This is a genomic window from Allobacillus sp. SKP2-8 (assembly GCF_007559355.1).
GTDB classification, from domain to species: Bacteria; Bacillota; Bacilli; order Bacillales; family Alkalibacillaceae; genus Allobacillus; species Allobacillus halotolerans.
Window position 1 is genome coordinate 1 of record NZ_VMHF01000039.1, and the last position, 1,814, is coordinate 1,814.

Annotated in this window: 1 protein-coding gene; it reads left to right on the plus strand. The window is 39.2% G+C overall.

Annotation, left to right across the window (positions count from 1 at the left end; genetic code table 11):
• The first annotated feature begins 134 nt into the window (after positions 1 to 134).
• Positions 135 to 1,421: an IS110 family RNA-guided transposase gene (locus FPQ10_RS12800; RefSeq protein WP_144163884.1), complete on the plus strand. Its 1,287-nt coding sequence runs from the start codon at positions 135 to 137 to the stop codon at positions 1,419 to 1,421.
• Positions 1,422 to 1,814 lie beyond the last annotated feature (393 nt).

Genomic DNA, 1,814 nt, shown 5'->3' on the forward strand with positions numbered 1-1,814 from the left:
AAAGGAGCATTCCTGTAATAAAAGAATTTAGCTAAAAATAAGCTTATACGGGATTACACAAAAATAGCCCTCCTTGGTAGTATAGAGAGTGTCACGTACGAAATGACCTCGAAAATACCGAAGGAGGACTCAAAATGGATTTTACACAAAATAAAAGGTTAAAGCAAATTACTGAAAACACAATTATTATTGGCGTTGATGTTGCCAAATACAAGCATGTTGCCCGTGCTGTGGATGATCGTGGAGTCGATCTAGTAAAACGATTGGTAATCAAAAATACAGCCGAAGGCTTTACTGAGTTAGTTCGCTGGGCTGAATCCTTATCCAATGAACTGAATCGAACCCACATCATTATCGGTATGGAACCAACAGGACACTATTGGTTAAACTTAGCTTATTTTCTTAAAGATCGAGGTCTGAAAGTCGTACTTGTCAATCCGATGAAGGTAAAAAAATCAAAGGAATTAGACGATGATTCCCCAACGAAAAACGATACGAAGGATGCCAAGGTCATTGCACAAAACGTACGTGACGGTCGTTTTCATGAACCAACTTTACCTGAGGATGTGTATGCAGAATTGCGTGAAGGCATGAGGCTTCATGACATGATTCAAGAGGACTTGAATTCTATTCAAGCTCAAATGCATAATCTATTGGATCGCTATTTCCCTGAGTTTTTGACTGTATTCAAGAATTGGACCGGGAAAGCAGCACTCCATTTATTGAAACAAGGTTATTTACCGAACAAGATTATCGATACTTCAGAAGATGTGTTATTAGCTGAGATAAAATCAGCAACTCAACGTGCTGTCGGCCTAAAGCGTGTTCGAGAATTAAAACAAGCTGCCGATTCGACGGTTGGCATTCAAGTAGGATTGAACATGGCACAAGAGGAATTACGTTATTTGGTCGATCAATACATTCATTTAAACCAACGGTTATTAACGCTTGAAGAATCACTTGAGGAACTCGTAATACATGTACCTGGAGCTTCGGAAATGGTAGCTATCAAAGGAGTTAGTTCCATGACAGTTGTCGCTTTCTTTGCGGAGGTCGGAGACCTCTCAAATTATCGAGATCCACGCCAAATCATTAAATTAGCGGGACTCAATTTAACGATGAATCAGTCCGGAACACATCATGGAAGCACCAGAATTTCCAAACGTGGTAGGAAACGTTTACGCTCTGTCCTTTATCAAGTAGCGATTCCACTTTCTTACCATAATCCAGCGTTTAAGCAATTGCATGGCTATTATCGAAATCGTCCGAATAACCCTCTAACTGGTAAACAATCGTTTATTGCCTTAAGTCGTAAGTTAATCAAGATCTTTTATGTATTAGGAACACATCAGTGTTCATTTAGTGAGTCCAAAATGTTAGATGATATACCCGTATTGGCTAAAAGTAAAGAAGTTGCTTAGTATATTGAGCCGTTTAGACTGCTATTTTAATTGACAATTGAAGCACGGATTAGCCGGTCGTTATTATTTCCGTTAGGGCTTTGACCCACCAAAGGAGCATTTCCGGCATCCACACATGGATAGGTTGAACGAAGGAATTTACGCGCATAGACGCCGAGAGACATGGGAGGGTTTACCGCCATGTGAAAGTGGAGATCCAATCGTGCGATCATACAACTATCTTCCTTTTTTAGGAAATTGAGCTACTAGGCTTATTTATGCAAAACTAACAATTCCAATTTCAACCGAAAATGTTTGAATATACAACTAAACACCCTGCGCTTCTAACTAAGTCAATTAGAAAATCAAAGTAAAACGGCGAAAAACTAAGAAATAATTAATCTATTGAGGGAG

Bases quoted from the DNA above. Each gene is read 5' to 3' on its own strand.
- FPQ10_RS12800 (WP_144163884.1), top strand. From the start codon at position 135: ATGGATTTTACACAAAATAAAAGGTTAAAGCAAATTACTGAAAACACA.